At 59.5% G+C, this 16,462-nt stretch carries 19 protein-coding genes and 2 tRNA genes; 5 read left to right on the plus strand and 16 right to left on the minus strand.

The window, feature by feature from the left end; translation table 11 throughout:
• Nucleotides 1-61 precede the first annotated feature (61 nt).
• A complete protein-coding gene (locus tag ACK3EW_RS11840) occupies nucleotides 62-1,855 on the minus strand; it encodes a PHA/PHB synthase family protein (protein ID WP_493806373.1) in 1,794 nt (597 codons plus the stop codon).
• Nucleotides 1,856-1,965: 110 nt separating this feature from the next.
• Between ACK3EW_RS11840 and phaZ the strand changes: the two genes are divergently transcribed.
• The gene (gene phaZ, locus ACK3EW_RS11845) at nucleotides 1,966-3,246 is read left to right on the plus strand and encodes a polyhydroxyalkanoate depolymerase (protein ID WP_493806374.1); all 1,281 of its coding nucleotides are present in this window, start codon (nucleotides 1,966-1,968) and stop codon (nucleotides 3,244-3,246) included.
• Nucleotides 3,247-3,306: 60 nt separating this feature from the next.
• On the opposite strand, the gene ACK3EW_RS11850 is transcribed toward phaZ, so the two are convergent.
• From ACK3EW_RS11850 to ACK3EW_RS11860, 3 genes are all read right to left on the minus strand, one after another.
• Nucleotides 3,307-4,275, minus strand: a complete 969-nt coding sequence (locus ACK3EW_RS11850) for a Gfo/Idh/MocA family protein (protein WP_493806375.1) — start codon at nucleotides 4,273-4,275, stop codon at nucleotides 3,307-3,309.
• 91 nt (nucleotides 4,276-4,366) lie between these two features.
• Nucleotides 4,367-5,263, minus strand: a complete 897-nt coding sequence (gene rpoH / locus ACK3EW_RS11855) for an RNA polymerase sigma factor RpoH (RefSeq protein WP_085629270.1) — start codon at nucleotides 5,261-5,263, stop codon at nucleotides 4,367-4,369.
• Between the two features lie 153 nt (nucleotides 5,264-5,416).
• A complete protein-coding gene (locus ACK3EW_RS11860) occupies nucleotides 5,417-6,442 on the minus strand; it encodes an RluA family pseudouridine synthase (protein ID WP_493806376.1) in 1,026 nt (341 codons plus the stop codon).
• Between ACK3EW_RS11860 and ACK3EW_RS11865 the strand changes: the two genes are divergently transcribed.
• On the plus strand, nucleotides 6,441-6,746 hold the full coding sequence (locus ACK3EW_RS11865) for a DUF6476 family protein (RefSeq protein WP_493806377.1): 306 nt from the start codon (nucleotides 6,441-6,443) through the stop codon (nucleotides 6,744-6,746). The genes ACK3EW_RS11860 and ACK3EW_RS11865 overlap by 2 nt on opposite strands.
• Nucleotides 6,747-6,749: 3 nt before the next feature.
• On the opposite strand, the gene ACK3EW_RS11870 is transcribed toward ACK3EW_RS11865, so the two are convergent.
• Together ACK3EW_RS11870 and ACK3EW_RS11875 are read right to left on the minus strand one after the other, a co-directional pair.
• Nucleotides 6,750-6,826 (minus strand) — tRNA-His (locus ACK3EW_RS11870).
• A 52-nt stretch (nucleotides 6,827-6,878) separates the two neighbouring features.
• Complete coding sequence (locus tag ACK3EW_RS11875; RefSeq protein ID WP_493806378.1) at nucleotides 6,879-7,364, minus strand: GNAT family N-acetyltransferase; 486 nt, start codon at nucleotides 7,362-7,364, stop codon at nucleotides 6,879-6,881.
• A gap of 89 nt (nucleotides 7,365-7,453) precedes the next feature.
• Between ACK3EW_RS11875 and ACK3EW_RS11880 the strand changes: the two genes are divergently transcribed.
• Nucleotides 7,454-7,651, plus strand: a complete 198-nt coding sequence (locus ACK3EW_RS11880; RefSeq protein WP_493806379.1) for a DUF6324 family protein — start codon at nucleotides 7,454-7,456, stop codon at nucleotides 7,649-7,651.
• A gap of 15 nt (nucleotides 7,652-7,666) precedes the next feature.
• On the opposite strand, the gene ACK3EW_RS11885 is transcribed toward ACK3EW_RS11880, so the two are convergent.
• The 7 genes from ACK3EW_RS11885 to rlmB all read right to left on the minus strand — a co-directional run bounded on the left by ACK3EW_RS11885 (nucleotide 7,667) and on the right by rlmB (nucleotide 12,342).
• The gene (locus ACK3EW_RS11885; protein ID WP_439118801.1) at nucleotides 7,667-8,146 is read right to left on the minus strand and encodes an MmcB family DNA repair protein; all 480 of its coding nucleotides are present in this window, start codon (nucleotides 8,144-8,146) and stop codon (nucleotides 7,667-7,669) included.
• Between the two features lie 265 nt (nucleotides 8,147-8,411).
• Nucleotides 8,412-8,744 (minus strand): hypothetical protein, encoded by a 333-nt coding sequence (locus tag ACK3EW_RS11890; protein ID WP_493806380.1) that lies wholly within the window; start codon nucleotides 8,742-8,744, stop codon nucleotides 8,412-8,414.
• Nucleotides 8,745-8,821: 77 nt separating this feature from the next.
• Nucleotides 8,822-9,310 (minus strand): transcription antitermination factor NusB, encoded by a 489-nt coding sequence (gene nusB / locus ACK3EW_RS11895; protein ID WP_493806381.1) that lies wholly within the window; start codon nucleotides 9,308-9,310, stop codon nucleotides 8,822-8,824.
• Nucleotides 9,307-9,858, minus strand: a complete 552-nt coding sequence (locus ACK3EW_RS11900) for a 6,7-dimethyl-8-ribityllumazine synthase (RefSeq protein WP_493806382.1) — start codon at nucleotides 9,856-9,858, stop codon at nucleotides 9,307-9,309. The genes nusB and ACK3EW_RS11900 overlap by 4 nt, the downstream gene beginning before the upstream one ends.
• Nucleotides 9,858-10,985 (minus strand): 3,4-dihydroxy-2-butanone-4-phosphate synthase, encoded by a 1,128-nt coding sequence (ribB, locus tag ACK3EW_RS11905; RefSeq protein WP_409645136.1) that lies wholly within the window; start codon nucleotides 10,983-10,985, stop codon nucleotides 9,858-9,860. Before ribB ends, ACK3EW_RS11900 begins: the two co-directional genes overlap by 1 nt.
• Nucleotides 10,986-11,186: 201 nt before the next feature.
• Entirely contained in the window at nucleotides 11,187-11,513 is a 327-nt protein-coding gene (locus tag ACK3EW_RS11910) for a hypothetical protein (RefSeq protein WP_085629260.1), read from the minus strand.
• Between the two features lie 49 nt (nucleotides 11,514-11,562).
• The gene (gene rlmB / locus ACK3EW_RS11915; protein WP_439118775.1) at nucleotides 11,563-12,342 is read right to left on the minus strand and encodes a 23S rRNA (guanosine(2251)-2'-O)-methyltransferase RlmB; all 780 of its coding nucleotides are present in this window, start codon (nucleotides 12,340-12,342) and stop codon (nucleotides 11,563-11,565) included.
• A 120-nt stretch (nucleotides 12,343-12,462) separates the two neighbouring features.
• Between rlmB and ACK3EW_RS11920 the strand changes: the two genes are divergently transcribed.
• Nucleotides 12,463-12,546 (plus strand) — tRNA-Tyr (locus ACK3EW_RS11920).
• A 44-nt stretch (nucleotides 12,547-12,590) separates the two neighbouring features.
• Nucleotides 12,591-13,901 (plus strand): glycerate kinase type-2 family protein, encoded by a 1,311-nt coding sequence (locus tag ACK3EW_RS11925; protein WP_493806383.1) that lies wholly within the window; start codon nucleotides 12,591-12,593, stop codon nucleotides 13,899-13,901.
• On the opposite strand, the gene ACK3EW_RS11930 is transcribed toward ACK3EW_RS11925, so the two are convergent.
• From ACK3EW_RS11930 to ACK3EW_RS11940, 3 genes are read right to left on the minus strand one after another with little or no spacing between them, the layout of a single operon-like run.
• Nucleotides 13,877-14,659: a LamB/YcsF family protein gene (locus ACK3EW_RS11930; protein WP_493806384.1), complete on the minus strand. Its 783-nt coding sequence runs from the start codon at nucleotides 14,657-14,659 to the stop codon at nucleotides 13,877-13,879. The two genes, ACK3EW_RS11925 and ACK3EW_RS11930, sit on opposite strands and share 25 nt — an antisense overlap.
• A 3-nt stretch (nucleotides 14,660-14,662) precedes the next feature.
• Nucleotides 14,663-15,685 (minus strand): 5-oxoprolinase subunit C family protein, encoded by a 1,023-nt coding sequence (locus tag ACK3EW_RS11935; protein ID WP_493806385.1) that lies wholly within the window; start codon nucleotides 15,683-15,685, stop codon nucleotides 14,663-14,665.
• Nucleotides 15,682-16,428, minus strand: coding sequence for a 5-oxoprolinase subunit B family protein (locus tag ACK3EW_RS11940; protein WP_493806386.1), 747 nt, complete (start codon nucleotides 16,426-16,428; stop codon nucleotides 15,682-15,684). The genes ACK3EW_RS11935 and ACK3EW_RS11940 overlap by 4 nt, the downstream gene beginning before the upstream one ends.
• Nucleotides 16,429-16,462: the final 34 nt, after the last annotated feature.

Here is a 16,462-nt window from a genome sequence, read left to right on the forward strand (position 1 = left end):
CAGCATTTCAAGTCTTTTTCTGCAGTGCAGCAAATTTCTTTGACCAAGCGTCAGCTACAGGTCAGGCGCGCGCCTTGGTCAACACATAAGTGCCGGGTGCGGGTGCCAAAGGCGGGTGGGATTTATCCCCTACTTCCCGCGCCTTAACCCATTTCCCCGCCCGTTTCGCCATCCACTTTTCCCAAACCGGCCACCATGATCCCTCGGTGTAATTCGCTGACGATTTCCAATCGTCCGATGGCAAGGACAGGTCATCATTCGTGTAACGACCGTACTTGTTTTTGGTCGGTGGGTTCACGATTCCCGCGATGTGACCCGACTCGGAGAGGATGAAATGCTTGGATTTCGACCCCATCGCCTGAACGCCGCGATAGCAATCCTTCCACGCCGCAATGTGATCGGTCTCGCAGGCAATCGAACACAGCGGAACGTCCACATCGCGCAGCGACAGTGTGTGCCCCATTAACTCGAAATCGCCTTCGGCAAACTTGTTGGACTGGCACAGCCCGCGCAGATACTGAATCGCCATCCGTCCCGGCAGGTTGGCTCCGTCGCCATTCCAGTAAAGCAAATCAAACGCTGGCGGTGTCTCTCCCATCATGTAGCTCTTGATGGCGGGACCGTAGATCAGGTCGTTCGACCGCAAAAAGCTGAACGTCCGCGCCATGATAAATGACTTGAGCATCCCGGTATCGCCGATCTCGGATTCGATCCCATCGATAAAATCGTTCTGCAGAAACGGTGTGAACTCTCCCTGATCCCCGAAATCGGTCAGGGTGGTAAAGAACGTGGCGGACTTGATCGAATTGTCGCCTCGCTGCTTCAGCAAAGAAAGCGTCAGGCTCAGCGTGGTGCCCGCGATGCAATAGCCGATGGTATTGACCTTATCGACATCGCAGATGGATTTCACCTCTTCGATCACCCGCAGATACCCGTCTTCGATATACGTATCAAGACCGACATCCTTGTAGGACTCGTCCGGGTTGATCCAGCTGACAACGAACAGTGTGTATCCCTGATCGACCACCCAACGGATGAACGAATTTTCCGGCTTCAGGTCCAGAATGTAGAACTTGTTGATCCAGGGCGGAAACAGGATGATGGGCGTCTCACGCACCTTTTCAGTGGTCGGTTTGTATTGGATCACTTCCATCATGTGATTGCGATAGATCACCTCGCCCTCGGCAGTGGCGATGTTGGTCCCGATCTCGAATGCGCCCTCATCGGCAAGACGCACGACCAGTTCGCCATTGTTCGCTTCCAGATCCGCGACAAGGTTCTCAAGCCCTTTGACAAGGCTCTCACCCTCGGTCTCAAGCGCCTTCTGCAAAGCATCGGGGTTGGTGGCAAAGAAGTTGGTAGGCGCGAACATGTCCACGATCTGATGCGCGAAAAACCGCAAGCGCTTCTTCTCGGTGCTGTCCATGTCCTCGATATCTTCTACCGCGTTGTGGATCGCTTCGGAGTTGATGAGGTATTGCTGCTTGATGAAGTTGAAATACGGATGTTCGTCCCAAAGCGGGTTCTTGAATCGGCGATCCTTGGGGCCGGGATCTTCGGGCGGCTGCAACTTGCCCTTGGCCAGCGCCTGCTGCGCCTCGACATAATGCGTGACCGACTTGCCCCAATACTCGATCTGATGTTCGAGGATCTTGGCAGGGTTGTGCATCCACTCCTGCCAGTAGCCCTGCAACGCCTTCCCGTACAGCATGGCGTCCGGCCCGTGCAGCGCCGGGTTGATCTGCTTTTTATGCGACAGGGCCGAAACGAGACGCTGTGACAGCGTTTCGATCTTTTGCAAATTGGCCTCAAGTTCCGCGCTCATTTCCGGTGCGGCAACGTCGTTAGTTGTCATGGCCAACTTTCCCCCCTATTCATGCTGCTATGCAGAATACAGTCGCCTGCGGTGGGAGGCAAAGCGACGAATTGGCCCGGTTGCCGGGTTAAGCTTAAGGAGACGCCTCTATGCGCTACATGATGACCTACGATCTCATGGAAACGTTTCGCAATACAAATCAATGGCTTGGCGCGACAGCGCGCACTATGGCGTCTTATCCCGCCTGGGCAATGCTTCCGAACCCCGGCATGCAATGGATGGCCGCTTGGGGTGAAGTGACCGAACGCACGTTCGAACGGATGGTCGCCAAACCTGACTGGGGGATTCGGACATTCACCCACGAAGACGGCAAGGATCACCTTGTCGACGTTAAGACTATAGTCGAACGTCCCTTCGGTGACCTGATCCATTTCGACGTTGTCGGCCGCGAGGAACAGCCCCGCAAAATCCTGCTGGTGGCGCCGATGTCCGGTCACTATGCAACGCTCCTCCGTTCGACCGTCAAATCCCTAATCGTGAACTGCGAAGTTTACGTGACAGATTGGCACAACGCCCGCGACATTCCCGTCAGCGCCGGCAAGTTCGATGTCGAGGATTACACCCTCTACCTGATGGAGTTCATGCGCGAGCTGGGCCCCGACACAAATGTCGTCGCCGTGTGCCAGCCGGTGCCGCTGACCCTTGCTGCCACGGCCTATCTGGCCGAACTGGACCCGGACGCGCAACCGCGCTCGCTGACCCTGATCGGCGGCCCGGTCGACCCCGATGCGACCCCGACAGACGTGACCGATTTTGGTGCACGGGTGACCATGGGCCAGCTCGAGGAAACGATGATCCAGCGTGTTGGCTTCAAGTACAAAGGCGTCGGCCGCATGGTCTATCCGGGCCTCTTGCAGTTGGCTTCGTTCATTTCGATGAACGGCGAACGTCATGCGAGCGCGTTTTCAGAGCAAATCCAGAATGTGATGCGCGGCGATGCGTCGGACCACGATCCGCACAACCGCTTCTACGACGAATATCTGGCTGTCATGGACATGCCCGCCGAATTCTACCTCTCCACCGTCGACCGCATCTTCAAGAAGCGCGAGATTGCGAAGAACGAATTTGTCGTCGCTGGACATAAGGTCGATTTCGGAGCGATCACCAAGGTCGCCGTCAAGACAGTCGAGGGCGAGAAAGACGACATCTCCGCGCCCGGCCAATGCCTTGCGGCCCTGAATCTCTGCACCAGCCTGCCCGATGACATGAAGGCAAGCCATGTCGAACCCGGTGCCGGTCACTACGGTATCTTCGCTGGCAAAAGCTGGCGAAACAACATCCGCCCCCTCGTGCTTGATTTCATCGACAGCAATGCTGGCGACCGCAACAAGGGCAAGAAATCCAAACCGGCGAACACCAACGCCGCTTAATGCAAAAGGGCTGATCTTCGGATCAGCCCTTTTTCGTTCCACCCCAAAAAACCCGCCCGGTCAGCGCTCCGCCTCCCAGATCATGTCGATCAAAGCTTGCGTGCCTTGGCTGAACTCCAACGGACAGGGATACTCCGCCTCTCCACGTACCGCAGCGCCAAAGGCCTCGACCTGCCGCACATACTGGTTCACCCCAGGATACCGGCACACCTCGACCGGACCGGATTTCCGCATCAGCCGCACCTCGGCATCGCCATAACCCAGCGGATTGAACGGCACCGGCACTTCGATCACCCCGTCCGTCCCCTGAAACGTCACTGACTGATAGCGCAGCATCCGCATCGAGGTGAGAGAAGTCAGCGTAAACCCGTCGAACTGAACCATCGCCTCGGCCCGAACCTCGACACCGCTCTCGCGCCGAATGTCGGCAAACAGCACCGCCTCAGGCTCTTGCCCGGTCACATACCGCGTGCAGCCCAGCGTATAGACCCCGATATCCGGCAAACTGCCACCACCGGTTTCAACCGCGTTGCGGATGTTCCCCGGATCACTGGAATTGTCATAGGTGAAGGTCGCATTGACCCGACGCAAGTCACCAATAGCCCCGCCCTTCACCCAGTCACGCACCTGCTGCCATTGCGGGTGATGCACAATCATATAAGCCTCTGCCGCCACCAACCCGGTCTGGTCCCGCAAGGCGATCAACCCGTCAATCTCATCCGCGCGCATCGCAATCGGCTTTTCGCACAACACATGCTTGCCCGCCTCAAGCGCCCGTCGTGTCCACTCCACATGCAGCGAATTGGGCAGCGGGATATAAACCGCATCGACATTTGGATCGGCCAGCACCGCCTCATAGCTGTCCACCACGCGCAAAGCGCCATCCATCTCCTGAAACGGCGCGGACTTCGCAGGATCAGATGTTGCCAGCACTGCCAAACGCGAGTGCCGCGCAGCATGTATCGCCGGGGCCATCTGCTCGCGGGCGAACTTCGCCGCCCCAAGAATACCCCATCGCACCTCTGTCATGCCAAAGCCCTCCTGTCTGTTTGCTTCGGCCTAACACGAAAAAACGCCGGGCACAGGCCCGGCGTTTCCATTCTTCAACCGCGTGGCTCGCTTAGATCGCAGCCAACAAACCCTGTTCCTTGGCCAGATCACGCATCCGCTTCTGCAATTTCTCGAACGCTCGGACTTCGATCTGACGAATCCGCTCGCGGCTCACGTCATACTGGCCCGACAGATCTTCAAGAGTGACCGGCTTCTCCGCCAGACGCCGTTGTGTCAGAATGTCCTTCTCGCGGTCATTCAACACATCCATGGCCTGCACCAGCATCGCCCGGCGCGCCTCAAGCTCGTCGCGCTCTTCATAGTCTCCAGCCTGATCGGCGCTCTCATCCTCGAGCCAATCCTGCCACTGCATCGTGCCTTCGCCTTCGGACCCGACCGTCGCATTCAACGAAGCATCACCGCCCGACAGACGCCGGTTCATCGAAATGACCTCGTCTTCGTTCACACCTAGATCGTGCGCGATCTTGGCCACGTGTTCGGGACGCAGATCACCGTCTTCCAGCGCACCAATGCGCGACTTCGCCTTGCGAAGGTTAAAAAACAGCTTTTTCTGCGCGCTTGTCGTGCCCAGCTTCACCAGCGACCACGACCGCAGGATGTATTCCTGAATCGAGGCGCGAATCCACCACATCGCATAGGTTGCCAGACGGAAACCCTTTTCAGGATCGAACCGTTTGACCGCCTGCATCAGTCCGACATTGGCTTCGGAAATCACCTCGGCCTGAGGCAACCCGTAACCGCGATAGCCCATCGCAATCTTCGCCGCGAGGCGCAGGTGGCTTGTGACCATCCGGTGCGCCGCTTGCGTGTCCTCCTGCTCAACCCAACGCTTGGCGAGCATGTACTCTTCTTCCGGTTCCAGAAGCGGAAACTTCCGGATCTCCTGCAAGTAGCGGCTCAGTCCAGCTTCCGGTGACGGGGCCGGGAGATTCGCATAATTGGCCATACCCTTGTCCCTCCAATGTTTACGGGCTTAACATCCAATTTGGGAAGCCGCCCGAAAATTTCAAGTATCTGCGTTTCGTTAAATCTAATTTAACGCACACAGACGCAGTTGTAAGCGCCATGTCAGTGCGCTCACGCACATGGGACGATTGTTTCAGCCACGCAAACTTGTGATCAGATCATCCATGTCCGTGGGTAACGCGGCCTCACAGCGGATGGTTTCACCGCTCACCGGGTGGTCAAATCCAAGAACAGCCGCGTGCAGCGCCTGACGGTCGAACCCGGCCAACAACGCCATCGCCGCATCCGGCAATGCCCCTTTGGCCACCTTGCGCCGCCCGCCATAGACCGGGTCGCCAATCAGCCCGTGTCCTGCATGCGCCATATGCACCCTGATCTGATGAGTGCGCCCGGTTTCAAGCCGACACTCCACCAACGACACCTGCGCCGGAACTCCATAGACCTCAAGCACCCGCGCCCGCGTAATTGCGTGCTTGCCGTGCCCAAAGAACACCGCCTGCTTTTGCCGGTCGGTCTTGTGCCGCGCCAGATCACTGGTGATCTTGATCACCGCCCCCGGTTCGATCGACACACCGCGCACGCCGCGCAATCTCGGATCACCCGGATCGGGATGCCCATGCACCAGCGCCTGATACAGCCGTTCGACACTATGCGCCGCAAACTGGTCCGCCAGCCCGTGATGCGCCCGGTCCGACTTGGCAATCACCAACAGACCGCTGGTGTCCTTGTCGATCCGGTGCACGATCCCCGGTCGCCCAACGCCGCCCACCCCGGACAGCTTGCCGCCGAAATGGTGCAACAGCGCATTGACCAGCGTGCCCGACGGCGTGCCAGGTGCGGGATGGACCACCATGCCCGCAGGTTTCATGACCACGATCAGATCGTCGTCCTCGTAACGCACGTCCAAAGGCAGATCTTCCGCCTCGATATGGCTTTCAGCCACTTCGGGCACCGCGATCTCGATCACGTCTCCTTCGGCCACACTGGCTTTGGGGTTGCTCACCACCTCACCCGAACGACGCACCGCGCCCTCGTCGATCAACTTGGAAAGCCGCGTGCGCGACAGCGCCGCCTCCTCTGGCACGTCACGCGCCAAGGCCTTATCAAGACGTGGCGGCGGCTCGGCCCCGATGGTCACACGCAAAATGGAGTCAGACATGGACAACGCCCCTCAAGATCAGGTCCCCGAACCGGCCAACCTGCGTTTCCTGCGGCGACTGGTGACGGTCCTGACCGCAACTATGATCGGGGGGGTCATACTCATCGTGGCGCTGATTGTCATCCGCTACAATCAAAGTGCCACACCCCTGCCCGATACGATCACCCTGCCGGGCGGCACCACCGCCACCGCCTTCACCCAAGCGCGCAACTGGTACGCCGTGGTGACCGATGACGACCAAATCCTGATCTTCGCCCGCGACACAGGCCGCCTGCTCCAGACCATCGATATCGAAACAAAGTGAGGATGGTACCGACACCCCGGCTCGAACGGGGGACCTCTTGATCCACAATCAAGCGCTCTAACCTACTGAGCTATGTCGGCACTGAGGGGCGAAATAACGGCAGGTTCCGGCCTTTGCAAGACCCATCTGCCGCTACAACGTGACTTCCCACGCCTGTTCCACCAGATCGACACCAAAGCTGTGCACCGGTTTGGACGATGTGCAGTGCCAGCCGTTCGCGCGGTACAGGGCACAGGCCGCTTCATGGCTTTCATGCGTCCAAAGTTGCATGCTTTCGTACCTGCACGCGCGCGCGAATCCCGTGCAGCTCTCCAGCATCCGCTTGCCCAAACCGATCCCCCGCGCCTCGGGGGCCAGAATGAACAGCCGCAGCTTGGCTGTCCGGTCATCCAGCTTTACGCAAAAGATGCTGCCCAACCGCGCCCCGTTTCGTTCTGCAACCCAGCCGCGCTCATAGGCCGGATCGTGCTGCGCTTCGAAATCCCGCAGAATCGAGGCGACCAGCGGCGCGAACGTGGCGTCAAATCCCTCTGCCTCGGCATAATGGCGGCCATGCAGGTCGACCAGCCAGTCGAAATCGCCGGGCCCATAGCAGCGCAGGATCACCTGGTCAGACATGGCTGCACTCTGCATCGGCACCACCTTGCAAAACAAGCCCCCCGGCGCTATGGCCCGTGTCTTGACCAGCAACCCGCCGGAGACCTGTCATGGGCATCAATACCGAACGCGACATCGAAGCCAATTTGCAAATCGGACCAACCGATCTCGGCATGGTGCGCCTGTTCATTCTGGCTGATGGGATTGAGATCCCAATGGATTTCTCGCCCGAAGAGGCCGACGAGATCGCCGAGGAAATCAAACTTGCCACCACCGCAGCTCGCAAGGTCAAGCCGAGCCGCAAGTAACCCGCTCAAACGCTCCTAAGCCCAGGCGCTTAATTGCGCCTCTGGGTCGCGCAGCGCATGCAGCCGTCGCGCCGCATGGGTCGCGAATTTACGGATCAGCGCGTTCCGTCTCGCACCGGCCAGTTTATCCTCAGGCGACATCCGCACGATTTCCGCATCATAGCCATCCGCGATGATCAGCCCGCTTTCCACCGGCAACAGCTCGGACGGGAAGTTCAGATCGACCGCCCAGAAATACCTGTCACACCAGTCCAGATAGCCCTCCCATTTCTGATCCGACTGAAAATCCGCCCGCGAGGATTTGCATTCGACGATCCAGATCTCGCCTTTCGGCCCCAACGCCATCACATCGACCCGCAGGCCACGCTCCGGCACGAATTCCTCGATCACCGAAAAGCCATGGCTGGCAAGGTGGCGGCACACCCCCCGCGCCAGAACTTGTCCGGGCTGTAAATCGGCACCTGTGCCGATACGCTGATCAGGTAAGAAGGTCATACCCAGCATACATGAACAAAGTGTGAACAAAAATCAAGAGATCTGCGCGTCTGACCCGAAATACCCCTTGTCAGAACCCTGTATCGCGCCTACCTGATTCACAGGCGGGTTTCTACGCTTCTCGTGACAGGTTGCATTCCGGTGGCCTTAAGCAATTCCGAGGGAGTTGGCTCTGTCTGGGCCCTGGTCCGGTTACCTGACGCCCACCTGTACATACAGGTCCTCGGGAATGAGAGAACCGCACGGTTGCCGTGGTTCCCGCCGCTTATCTTCTTTGAAAATTGCGAACATTGCCGCGCGAAGCCGTCGCTTCGACGCGGATCGGGGTCAGCCCGATCGGCATGCCGCGATGGTCGTCGTCATCGTCGTCTTCATCGTCATATTTCATCAGCATGATGCTGATGCCGAATTGCACACCGGCAAAGACGATTCCGTTGAACAGCCACAGCAGAAAAACCGCCAAAAACCCGACATCAGTATGCGTTACCAAATGCCAAAGATTGACCACGTTGAAATACAGCAAAAGCGTTACAAACACGGCGGACAGGGCAAACCCGACGGCCGTCTGGCGGATATACATCTTAATCAGGTCAGGCATAGTCCACCTCGCGTTTCTGATATTAAGGTAGGTCGCTTGGCAGACAGATCAAAGCGCTCAATCCGCGCACCCTTAGATCAGAACGCCTCTGGCCGTGCCTCGCGCGCCATGTGGTCCAGAACCGCATTCACGAATTGCGCTTCCTTGCCCTCGGGAAAAAACGCCCGCGCCACGTCCACGTATTCGTTGATTATCACTTTGGGCGGCGTTTCCGTCGCAACAAACTCGGCCCCTGCCGCGCGGAACAGTGCGCGCAACGTCGGGTCGATCCGCGCGATGGGCCATTTCGCCACCAGCCCCCTGTCGGTCATCTGGTCGATCTTGGCCTGCCAGTTCACCGCCTCGTCGGTGATCCGACGGAACAGATCCACGTCCCCCTCGACCAGTTCTTCGCCGTCTTCCTGCGCCAAACCAAACCGATGGTCGAGGAACTCCACCGCGACCTTGTCCACTGACTGACCGGACTGCTCCATCTGGAACAGAGCTTGCACGGCATAAAGCCGTGATGCAGATCGTTTCCGGCGTTTCTCATCCACCTTTTTAGGCGGCTTGGAAGCTTGGCTCATGCGATGTTCGGGTCCTTCGTGTCACCAGCAATCTGGTACTCGTCTTTTGCAGGAACAAATCCCACACCCTTACGGGCAGAGCCCCATTTACGGCTGAGAGCGATTAGGTGCAAGGCGGCAGCCGCAGCCCCGCCGCCTTTGTTTTGCCCATCCGCCTGCGCCCGCACTTCGGCCTGTGCCATGTTCTCGACCGTCAGGATGCCATTGCCGATGCACAGCCCCTGCAGCCCAAGCAGGGTCAACCCACGCGAGCTGTCATTGCAGACCGTATCGTAATGCGTGGTTTCACCACGAACGATACAGCCCAAGGCAACATAGCCATCGAAATTCGACATGCGTTCTGCAATGCTGATCGCCGTCGGGACCTCCAGCGCGCCGGGCACCTCGACCAGTTCATGTGTGCCGCCACATGCCTCGATCTCGGCCCGCGCCCCAGCGATCAACTGATCCGCGATATCCTTGTAATAGGGTGCAACCACTATCAAAAGCTTAACAGGCTTGTCGAATGCCGGTCTCGCCAGCGTGTAGTGTTCAACAGATGCCGCCATCAGCCCAACTCCGAAATTTTGCGTGTTCCAACGATTTCAAGGCCGTAAGCGTCCAAACCGACCACTTTCGGCGTCGGCGAATTCGTCAGCAGCGTCAGTTTCGACAACCCAAGCGATGACAGAATCTGTGCCCCCAGCCCGTATTGGCGCAGCGTCTTGGGCGACACCTCGTCCCCGACATCCAGCTTCATGGATGTGTCGCGCAGCAGCACGACAACGCCCCTGCCCTCAGCCGCAACCGCCTGCATTGCGTCTTGGAATTCGTCCGCACGCCCCTTGGGACCGGTGCCAACGACGTCCAACATCGGGTCCAGCGCGTGCATCCGCACCAGCACCGGATCATCGCCCGACAGATCGCCCTTGGTCAGCACGATATGCTCATCTCCATGGGTCTCGTCGGTGTAAATCCGCATCTGCCAGTCACCGCCGAATTCCGAGGTGATGGTCTCCTCTTTGCGCACCCGCACGAGATTATCGTTGCGGCGGCGATAGGCGATCAGGTCGCTGATTGTCCCGATCTTGAGGTTGTGCCGCTGCGCAAAAGCGACAAGTTCCGGCAAACGGGACATTGACCCGTCTTCGTTCATGATCTCGCAGATCACACCCGCCGCGTTCAGCCCTGCCAGACGCGACACATCCACCGCCGCCTCGGTATGGCCCGCCCGCACCAAAACACCGCCGTCTTTTGCCCGCAACGGGAACACATGCCCCGGCGTCGCGATGTCCTGCGCGCTCTTGGTGCCGTCGATGGCCACGGACACCGTCCGCGCCCGATCAGCCGCCGAAATACCAGTGGTCACCCCTTCACGCGCTTCGATGGACACGGTGAACGCCGTCTCGTGCCGCGACGAATTGTTGGTCGACATGAGCTGAAGCCCCAGCTCCTCGATCCGCTTCGAGGTCATCGCAAGACAGATCAGCCCGCGCCCGTGGGTCGCCATGAAGTTGATCACGTCCGGCGTCGCCCATTGCGCGGGAATCACCAGATCGCCTTCGTTCTCGCGATCTTCGTGATCGACAAGAATGAACATTTTACCGTTGCGCGCATCTTCGATGATCTCTTCGACCGAAGAAATGGCGTCTTTCCAGTTTTCCTCAACCGGACCCGGGGTTTCAAATGTCGTCACGCGGACCTCCGTCATTGCCCTTGGGCACTTAAAACACAGCGTCGGAATTGACCAGTGCAACGTCCCGTACGGATGACCCGTACGATGCGGTAGTGCTACCTGTACGGTTCACATCGAACTGCACTCAAATCGACGAAAAACCTTCGAAAACCGGATTCAAGCGTCATGAAGCGTACAGATCCGACTGTCCAAACGTACGGATCAGTCGAAAATGTCTTCGATCACGTCAAACGCTTCTTCGAAAAACCGCCGCGCCAGAGTCTTGCGCTTTTTCAGTTTTTTCTTCTTCGATCCTTTTGCATCACGATCCCACGCGGGAAACGGGGCCGGAGCGGTCTTCGGGCGGCTGGCGTGCCGATGCTGCCGTGCATCAGGCCTGTCCGACGCTTCGACGCGGAGCATCTTCATCTCATGCAACGGCGCACCGCAGGCCGAACAGCTTAGCTCATGCCGGGATTCCCCTTTTAGAACAAGGGCTGCGCGGGTTCCACAATAGCAGCAGGTCGCGATTTTCGTTCCATGGGGCATGGCGTCTCCTTCGTCAGGAATATTGGTGCGCAGCCCCCGGACCGCAAGTTCACGCCCGTGCGGCGTAAAGTGCCACAGCAGCTGCATTCGACACATTCAGGGATCCGAACCCCTGCGCAAACGGGATTTTCACCAGTGCGTCGCAGGTCTCTTTTGTTTTTGGCCGCAACCCCGGCCCTTCAGCCCCAAGCACCAACGCAATCGGTCTGTCACGGACCGGCGCGATCGCGTCATCAATTGTCTGTTCAGCCTCACCATCCAGCCCGAAAATCACGTAACCCATTGATCTCAAGCGCTCCATCGCATCCGCAAGGTTGCGCTCCCGCAGATAGGGCTGACGCTCCAACGCGCCGGATGCGGTTTTTGCCAAAGCGCCGGTTTCCGGTGCCGAGTGGTGTAAGGTTCCAACCACAGCCGATGCGCCGAACACTTCGGCCGACCGTAGAATCGCCCCAACATTGTGCGGATCAGTCACCCGGTCGAGCATAACAACACGCGGAGGGCCATCAGGCCCACCAAGCGCGACATCTTCCAACCGCCCCCAGTTCAGCGGCTTGACCTCAAGCGCGGCGCCCTGATGCACCGATTGCGGATCAATGGGCGCATCAAACCTGCGCGGATCGCTCATTTCTGGTTCGATTCCAGCGGCTTCGATGGCATCGGCCAACTTGTCCATCGCATTGCGCGTCACCACCAGCCGCAATCTGTCACGGTTTGGATTAACCAGCGCGTCGCGCACGGCATGCAAGCCGAACAGCCACACGGTTTCGGCCGCAGACGCCTTTTTGGACTGTTCCTTGGCCACCACCCATTTCGGTTTTTTGACCATGACAGCCCCCTTCTACATCGCCGATTTTGCACCTGACGCTTGATGGGATTTTCCTGTTGACGCCGCAAGGGGGCAATTGTAATCACCCGCTCACGCCAAGGACAGGGTCTTTGGTTAAGTGGGCGACAGGCCGCAAGGTGTGGCAGGGGACTGTAACTCCCTCGCGGAGACGCACGCCTGGTTCGATTCCAGGGTCGCCCACCACTTATCCACAAAAGTTAATTTGAAAGTGATGCTTGAGCATACCCATGCAAGCATTTGACTTTCATGGCATTTGCAGCCCTAATCTCGATATGATTGAGATCGACACGCTCCGCACCAAGGCCCGGCTCTTGTTCGATGCCGCCGTGACAGCCGCAGACCCAGCGCACGCTGTCAGGCGCGGATTGGGCCAATCACCCCTGCCTTCTCAAGACCCCGACGGCAGGACATTCCTGATCGCCATCGGCAAAGCTGCGCCCGCGATGTTGCGCGAAGCGTTGGCGGCGATGCCCAACCCCTATGCCGCTCTTGCGGTCACACATCACGAAAACGACGCCACCCTGCAAGGTGCGGAACTCCTCCGCGCAGGGCACCCTGTCCCGGACGAGGCTGGGGCACGTGCTGCGCAACGTGTGATGGAACTCTTGTCCGAGGCGACCGAGAAAGACCGGGTTGTCGCGCTGATCTCTGGCGGCGGCTCTGCGCTCTTGCCCGCCCCACCGCCGGGCGTCAGCCTGACCGACAAGGCGCGTCTAAACGATTTGTTGCTCTCGGCAGGGCTCGACATCGTAAAAATGAACCTTGTTCGTCAACAAGTTAGCTTGCTCAAAGGTGGGGGCTTCGTCCAACAGGCCGCGCCAGCCCCGGTCTATGCGTACCTGCTATCCGACGTGATCGGCGATGACCTGCGCGCGATTGCCTCAGGCCCCACAGTCAGCCCGATCGGAACAGCCAAAGATGCAATAGAAACACTCAAATCCGCCGGGATATGGGACGCAACACCTGTATCGATTCGCACCCATCTCAGCGAGGGGCAAGATAAGGCGTCAGCCCCCTTGCCCAAGGTCACCAACACGCTTGTCGGATCAAACCGATTGTCGCTCGAAGCCATGCTCGACGAAGCGCAGAGCATCGGCCTCAGTGCCCGGATCGTCAGCGATGCATTGGTCGGGGACGTCGGCGATGCCGCGCACAAGGTGCTGGCCGAATTGATCGCGCGCCCCGAGCCCACAGCGCTGCTCTTTGGTGGCGAAACGACGGTCAAACTCAGCGGCACAGGGCGCGGCGGGCGCAATCAGGAACTTGCCCTGCGCGTTGCAGCCCAAGCTCCTGACATTACAGCCAAATGGGTCTTCCTGTCGGGCGGCACCGATGGCCGCGATGGCCCAACCGACGCTGCAGGTGGCGTCGTCGACGCAGGCACTCTGCCCCGGATGAACGCCGCAGGTCAGGACGTGACCTCACTTTTGGCGAACAATGACAGCTATGCAGCGCTTGCCGCGGCAGGCGACCTGCTGATGACCCGCGCCACCGGCACCAATGTGGCAGATGTTCAGGTCTTGCTGATCGCGCCCTGACGCCCCTCGAACCGTTGTAAAGTCACGCCCGCATCGGCCAGAGCGCCGCGCACCGTGCGGGCAATTTGCACCGCCGTCGCGCCATCGCCATGCAGGCAGATGGTATCAACCGCCGCCGGTATGTGCTTGCCGCTTTCGGTGATGATCGCTCCGGCTTTCACCATGTCGACCATGCGCTGCCCGGCCACATCCGCGTCATGGATTACGGCCCCCGGCAGGCTTCGGTCCACCAAGGTCGCATCGTCATTATAGGCCCGATCCGCGAAAATCTCGCCCGCCCAGCGACATCCCAGCGCTTCGACCGCATCCTGTTGCTGAGTCGCCGCCAGCACCATGATGATGATCTCCGGGTCGACCGACAGCGCCCCTTCGTAACACGCCGTCGCCATCGCCACATCCTCGGATGCCATGTTGGCCAGTGCTCCGTGTAGTTTCAGATGCCGCACCTCGCCACCGACCGAGCCCGCCATCGCTTGCGCCGCACCTAATTGATATCGCACGAGATTTCGCAGATTGTCATGGCTCAGATGCATTCGTCGCCGCCCAAAGCCCTGCAAGTCGGGAAAGCCGGGATGCGCGCCTATGCCAACGTTATTGGCCACGGCCAAACCCATCGTCTTTGACATCACGTCGGGGTCACCCGCATGAAAGCCACACGCGACATTCGCCGAGGTGATCACCTCAAGCAGCGCAGCATCAGACCCCATGGGCCACGGTCCAAAGCTTTCGCCCATATCCGCGTTCAGATCGACATGCATGGCTCACTCCTGTTCGTCTTGGGACTCACCAGCCGTGACCCCACTGATCAATTGATACCTCAGCAGATCGCGGATCTGCGACGGGTCGCGCACCAATGGCGTGCGCAGTTTTGGCAAAGCACGCAGATGGTCGCGCAGCTTCCGCTCTGCCTCCAGCGCCTCGTCGCGGGTCACAAAGCGAAACCGCAGCACACCCCCTGCAGGGGTCTGCACCGCACGTGGCAGATCGGCGGGAATCACCGTCGCGATTCTAGGATAACCGCCGGTTGTCTGGCTTTCCCACAATAGAAGATAGGGCGTGCCGTCCCCTGTGATTTGAATATCGCCGGGCAGGATCGATTCCGACAGAATGTTCAGCCCCACACTGGTGGCAAATCCCTCACCTTCGGAATCAAGCCGCATGCCCATGCGGTTGGCGCGCGCATCGCGGCTAAATGGGGTGTCGGTAAACCGTTCGCGCGTTGCGGCATCAAACAATTCCGTCTGGAAACTCTGGATCAACCGCAGCATGCCACCGTCGAACCGATTGTCCAATGGCAAGCAAAACCCAACCGCATGGCCCCGGTCTTCGGCAATCGGCAAAGTATCTCCTGCCTGTACCACCGCACCGATACCCGCCGCCAAATGCGCCGACCGTGACCCAAGTTGCTGCGGCAGGTCAAACCCGCCCCCCACATGCAGATAGCCATAGCTGCCTGACGTGGCGCCACCGATCTCAAGCCGCGCCTCGGCGGGCATCGCATGCGACGCGTTCCAAACCAATGGCACACCGTCCAGCGCTGCCCGCATCGGAGCCCCCGTCAGCGCAATGCGCAAAGCGGCGGTCGCTTCGAACACGCCTCCCGATCCCGGCAGCTCCAAGGCGGCACAGTCAGTCGATTGCGCCAACAACGCCGCCCCTTCCGCCAGCGCCAATGGATCCGCCGCGCCACCGGTCGATACACCAAACGCGCGATATCCAACGCGCCCCCTGTCCTGCACACTGGCCCCCGGCGCAATGCGATGCAGTTTGAGCGCACGGATCATCGGATCGCCTCGATCACGGCACCACCATCAGGATCGTTTGCATTTCGCGCCAGCTCGTCCGGCGTGACTTGCACGAATTGCACCTCATCGCCGGGGCGCAGGAAAAACGGAGCATCGCTGGCGGGTCGAAACAGCTTCAGATGAGTCTGACCGATATGCCGCCACCCCGTTGGGCTCGACCCCGAAAAAAGCACGAACTGCCGGATCGCCACCACCAACGCCCCCCCGGGAACCGCCTTGGTCAACGCCGTCTGGCGCGGGATATCCCACGCGTCTGGCAACAATCCCAGATAGGGCTGACCGGGGGCGAACCCGATGGTCTGCACCCGAACCCGCGCGTCAGACAGTTGGGAAATGGCGTCCGAAACCGAAAGTCCAGCCGCCTGTGCTGCCTCTTCCAGTTGCGGCGCAAGATCGGTGCCATAGACCGTCGGCACACGGATGTACCGCCGCCCGTCGGGCATCGGAGCGGCGTACCAATCCCGCTCGGCCAACAGATCGGTCAGTCTGGCGGTCAACGCGCCCAACCCCAAATGTAATGGGTCGAACTGCACGAAGACGGACACCAACGACGGTGCACAATCCTCGACCCCGTCGATCCCGTCCCGCGCCACCGCCTCAGCAAAAGCCAAGGCCGCGCGATTGCCCGGCTCGGACAAGGCATCGCCGAAACTCACCAGCACGCCATTCAGGCCCGCCGGGCGGATCACAGGTTCAAAAAGTGAGGTCGTGTCGGCCGTCATGACCAAGCCGTATCACGACGACCGGTCGAGACAA

This window comes from Marivita sp. NO-S04, from assembly GCF_059070475.1.

Excerpts from the sequence above, each read along its gene's own strand:
- ACK3EW_RS11840 (WP_493806373.1), bottom strand. The coding sequence starts at position 1,855 with ATGACAACTAACGACGTTGCCGCACCGGAAATGAGCGCGGAACTTGAG.
- phaZ (WP_493806374.1), top strand. The coding sequence starts at position 1,966 with ATGCGCTACATGATGACCTACGATCTCATGGAAACGTTTCGCAATACA.
- ACK3EW_RS11850 (WP_493806375.1), bottom strand. The coding sequence starts at position 4,275 with ATGACAGAGGTGCGATGGGGTATTCTTGGGGCGGCGAAGTTCGCCCGC.
- rpoH (WP_085629270.1), bottom strand. The coding sequence starts at position 5,263 with ATGGCCAATTATGCGAATCTCCCGGCCCCGTCACCGGAAGCTGGACTG.
- ACK3EW_RS11865 (WP_493806377.1), top strand. The coding sequence starts at position 6,441 with ATGGACAACGCCCCTCAAGATCAGGTCCCCGAACCGGCCAACCTGCGT.
- ACK3EW_RS11860 (WP_493806376.1), bottom strand. The coding sequence starts at position 6,442 with ATGTCTGACTCCATTTTGCGTGTGACCATCGGGGCCGAGCCGCCGCCA.
- ACK3EW_RS11875 (WP_493806378.1), bottom strand. The coding sequence starts at position 7,364 with ATGTCTGACCAGGTGATCCTGCGCTGCTATGGGCCCGGCGATTTCGAC.
- ACK3EW_RS11880 (WP_493806379.1), top strand. The coding sequence starts at position 7,454 with ATGGGCATCAATACCGAACGCGACATCGAAGCCAATTTGCAAATCGGA.
- ACK3EW_RS11885 (WP_439118801.1), bottom strand. The coding sequence starts at position 8,146 with ATGACCTTCTTACCTGATCAGCGTATCGGCACAGGTGCCGATTTACAG.
- ACK3EW_RS11890 (WP_493806380.1), bottom strand. The coding sequence starts at position 8,744 with ATGCCTGACCTGATTAAGATGTATATCCGCCAGACGGCCGTCGGGTTT.
- nusB (WP_493806381.1), bottom strand. The coding sequence starts at position 9,310 with ATGAGCCAAGCTTCCAAGCCGCCTAAAAAGGTGGATGAGAAACGCCGG.
- ACK3EW_RS11900 (WP_493806382.1), bottom strand. The coding sequence starts at position 9,858 with ATGGCGGCATCTGTTGAACACTACACGCTGGCGAGACCGGCATTCGAC.
- ACK3EW_RS11910 (WP_085629260.1), bottom strand. The coding sequence starts at position 11,513 with ATGCCCCATGGAACGAAAATCGCGACCTGCTGCTATTGTGGAACCCGC.
- rlmB (WP_439118775.1), bottom strand. The coding sequence starts at position 12,342 with ATGGTCAAAAAACCGAAATGGGTGGTGGCCAAGGAACAGTCCAAAAAG.
- ACK3EW_RS11925 (WP_493806383.1), top strand. The coding sequence starts at position 12,591 with ATGCAAGCATTTGACTTTCATGGCATTTGCAGCCCTAATCTCGATATG.
- ACK3EW_RS11930 (WP_493806384.1), bottom strand. The coding sequence starts at position 14,659 with ATGCATGTCGATCTGAACGCGGATATGGGCGAAAGCTTTGGACCGTGG.
- ACK3EW_RS11935 (WP_493806385.1), bottom strand. The coding sequence starts at position 15,685 with ATGATCCGTGCGCTCAAACTGCATCGCATTGCGCCGGGGGCCAGTGTG.
- ACK3EW_RS11940 (WP_493806386.1), bottom strand. The coding sequence starts at position 16,428 with ATGACGGCCGACACGACCTCACTTTTTGAACCTGTGATCCGCCCGGCG.